Raw genomic sequence first — 3231 nt, 5'->3', positions numbered from 1 at the left:
TGACAAACCTATTGCGAGAGGTTCCGGGTATATGCGAGGCTGACTGACGATCACGCAATTACCCGGAACCCCTCGCAATGGCCCGCCCCCGCAAAGACGCCCCTGCCGCGAAGCTGCCTGCCGGCGGCAATGTCACAATGCACAACACGCTGGTGAGCGCGTCTCATGGCCTGAACCTTGGCGAGAAGCGGCTGGTGGCGATGGCAGTGACGAGGCTGTCGCCCAAGGCAGCCGCACTACCCGGCAAGCCGATCAAGATTTTGGCCGTGGATTTTGCGGAGCAGTACGGGGTCGATGCTGACACGGCCTATGAGCAGCTTCGGGACGCGCAGGAGAACCTGTTCCAGCGGTATATCACCCACATCGAGCATGTCGGTCCCAACGGGCAGCGGATCAGGGTAAGCAAGATGCGGTGGGTGTCTTCGATCCACTACGAAAAGGGCGCGGGCGAGGTTGCTCTGGCTTTCGCCCCAGAGATTGCGCAGTTCCTCGTGCAGCTGAGGAAGCACTTCACAAGCTATCAGCTCTCGAAGGCCGCGGCCCTCCGATCGACCTATAGCTGGCGGCTGTTCGAGAACCTCACACGTTTCCGGGACACCGGGATCTGGGAGGTGGACATGGACCGCTTCCACGTCATCATGGAAACCCCGAAAAGCTATCGCCGCAACTTCAACGATGCCCGCCGCTTCGTGATCGACCCGGCGATTGCTGAACTTGCGGCAAAGACCAACATCGCGGCAGAGGTTGAACCCATTCGTCGGGGCCGCAAGATCGCCCGGCTGCGGTTCACCTTTGAGAACGCCAGCCAGATCGACCTCCCGCTTGAAGCAACCCCTGCCTGAACACGTCCCTACGGCCCGTCGTGATGTGAGCGGGCCGCGTCCAGGCTCACCGTTGAGGCTGGCCTAGGTCATGCCTTCAGGTGGAGATCAAGGGAGACCCCCTCTACCGGGATCCCGGTGATTTTTGAAATATCGATGCGGGCTTGGTCGAGAATATCTGAAACTGAGACCGGCTTGGAATGACTGGCCTGTTGCACCTGTGGCAAGTTGGCGGCCTGATCTGTGGAAGCAGCAATGAGACTATCCAGCGGATAGTTAGCGATCAGGTTTTTTTCAGTAGCAAAGCCTGACCCAACGTGTGCAGCTTGAGTGCCACTGCACTGGTCAATGCAGACCCACATACCGAAATTATCGGTTACGGTGTGGCCCTCAGAAACTCTGGCACTGTAGTTTTGGTTGAAAGCTTCTTTGACTATTGAAGCGTCAATCAGGTGAACGTTTACACCGATTGGACCTTCTGACTTCTCGTTGTACACAAACGCTGAAACACAAACAAAGTCTACCTCACCAAGAGTTTTCCAACTGCTGCCTTTCTTCAGGGGTTGATACGCAATCCATCGGTCCCGAGTAGTACGGATGGAGACTCGGCCAGACTTTCCATTTTTGTTTATATTCCAAACATTTGCTCTTCCATGACCGGTTGACTTGCTGATGGACCAGCCATCTTCCTGAAGGGCTTTCATGGCAGCTTCGGTCAGGAAGCGATAGGAACTTTCAGTTTCTTTAGGGTTGATCATAACGAATCTCCATACATGAACCTAAGATTAGTTATAAATTTGGTTATAAACACTGTCAAACCAAGTTTTTTTGGTTAATGTAACTAGATTCGCTTGTGTGCTGTTACCTAGCCTCCGTCCTCCGACTGTTGGATCTCTCCACCTGGCGCAACAGGAGCCCCTGCCTGCCTGCTCGGATCAAAGCGGGCTGTAGGGCAGGCAGGGGCGGATGGCCTACCTGCTAGGCTTCCGCGCCTGGCGCAGAGCGTCAGCAAGCTCCTGCGCCAGTTCCTTCAAGCGAGGCGGCATTTCAGGTGGCTTCTGGGGAGCAGGGGGCAGGTCGTCGAACATGGCGCGCTTAACCGGCTCCGAAGGCGCTTGTTCCCCTCGGCGGAAGTCAATTTGGCAAGAAATAGAAGTCTAATTTTTTACAGCGCCGTTCTTCGCCAAAATCGCTCGTCACGTCCGCCTCGCCCAGCAGAGACAGGGCGGCAACACAGCGAAGTATACATTCGACATTTCCCGCCATCTTCCCCTTACGAGGCACGGCGGGGCGGCAACCGACTGCCCTATAAGGCTGGGAGGGATCTCGCCGGTTATTTCGTTCTATTTCGCCTCGTTTCGTCCCATTTCGGGCCAATGTCGCCACGAGGGGCCCTTCCTGCGCCCGTTTTTTTGGCCGCTCAAACCGCCCAAAACCGCTGATTTCGGTGTAACGCTCCGCCAGAGCCTCCAAACCGCCACAATTGCCAGCGTTCACTGGGGTCCTGCGGTGCGGACCAGAGTGTAACGCTGCCAAGTTACATTTCCTGCTACAGTCCCTCCCTCAAGGTCGAGGCAGGACAGATGCCAAGGTAGAGCTTTGCTTGTCTGCTCAATCTTGCTCATGGTGGGGTATGACCAGACTGACCCCAAATGCCGCCGCCGAGCGCTCCGGCCAGAGCCGCGCCACGATCACCCGGGCCATTGTCGCCGGGGAACTTGTGGCCACGAAGCACCGCAACCGGTGGGCCATCGACCTGGACGATCTCGACCGCTGGACGGCCCAGAGACCGGTGAGCGCGGGCAGGGGCGCCGATGGTCGTTTTCGGAGAGGCGAGATACCCACCGCCTCGCAGATGCCTCTTAGAGGCTCTGAAAGCGCCGTAGACGGGCAGAACGCATCTTCTGCGATCCATGCCCGCCTAGATGCTCTAGAGGCGCTGTGCGGCGCTCTCAGAGCCGAAATCGAGAACCTGCAGGAACAGGTTCGGGAACTGGCCGCAGGCGGTGCTTCCATGCCAGAGGCTCCTACACCCGGGGCCAAGCGCCGCTTGTGGCCCTTCTCGGCCAAGTCCTGATCCGCTGCCAGTTTGGGTGCAACGGCCCCAAACCACCCCCATTCTGCGCAAATCCGCCCCTCTCCAGAGGCTCAAACAGGGCACTTTCAGGGCATCCAGCAGCCCCAAAGCCCCCTTTTTTCTTGTTTTTTCTTGTTTTTTGTATCGGTAAGTAACTGATTTAATTGATGTAATCGGCGCGAAATGCGAGAAAAACCCGGTTTAATGCGAGAAAAACCCGGTTTAATGCGAGAAAAACCCGGTGCTATCCACAGGCTGACAAACCTATTGCGAGAGGTTCCGGGTATATGCGAGGCTGACTGACGATCACGCAATTACCCGGAACCCCTCGCA

General features: G+C 57.0%; 3 protein-coding genes. 2 read left to right on the top strand and 1 reads right to left on the bottom strand.

Annotation, left to right across the window (positions count from 1 at the left end; all coding sequences use genetic code 11):
* Positions 1-77: 77 nt before the first annotated feature.
* Positions 78-842 (top strand): replication initiation protein, encoded by a 765-nt coding sequence (locus ACFOM8_RS22705; protein ID WP_377764638.1) that lies wholly within the window; start codon positions 78-80, stop codon positions 840-842.
* 68 nt (positions 843-910) lie between these two features.
* Here the strand turns inward: ACFOM8_RS22705 and ACFOM8_RS22700 are convergent, their stop codons facing one another.
* A complete protein-coding gene (locus ACFOM8_RS22700) occupies positions 911-1579 on the bottom strand; it encodes a hypothetical protein (protein ID WP_377764637.1) in 669 nt (222 codons plus the stop codon).
* A gap of 875 nt (positions 1580-2454) precedes the next feature.
* Between ACFOM8_RS22700 and ACFOM8_RS22695 the strand changes: the two genes are divergently transcribed.
* Positions 2455-2898 (top strand): helix-turn-helix domain-containing protein, encoded by a 444-nt coding sequence (locus tag ACFOM8_RS22695; RefSeq protein ID WP_377764636.1) that lies wholly within the window; start codon positions 2455-2457, stop codon positions 2896-2898.
* Positions 2899-3231 lie beyond the last annotated feature (333 nt).

It is taken from the genome of Paracoccus angustae (assembly GCF_042648745.1).
Lineage (GTDB): Bacteria > Pseudomonadota > Alphaproteobacteria > Rhodobacterales > Rhodobacteraceae > Paracoccus > Paracoccus angustae.
Note: the sequence above shows the minus strand (reverse complement) of the source record. Positions and strands in the feature narration are given on the sequence as shown.

Coding starts and splice junctions, on each gene's coding strand:
- ACFOM8_RS22695 (WP_377764636.1), top strand. CDS start 2,455: ATGACCAGACTGACCCCAAATGCCGCCGCCGAGCGCTCCGGCCAGAGC.
- ACFOM8_RS22700 (WP_377764637.1), bottom strand. CDS start 1,579: ATGATCAACCCTAAAGAAACTGAAAGTTCCTATCGCTTCCTGACCGAA.
- ACFOM8_RS22705 (WP_377764638.1), top strand. CDS start 78: ATGGCCCGCCCCCGCAAAGACGCCCCTGCCGCGAAGCTGCCTGCCGGC.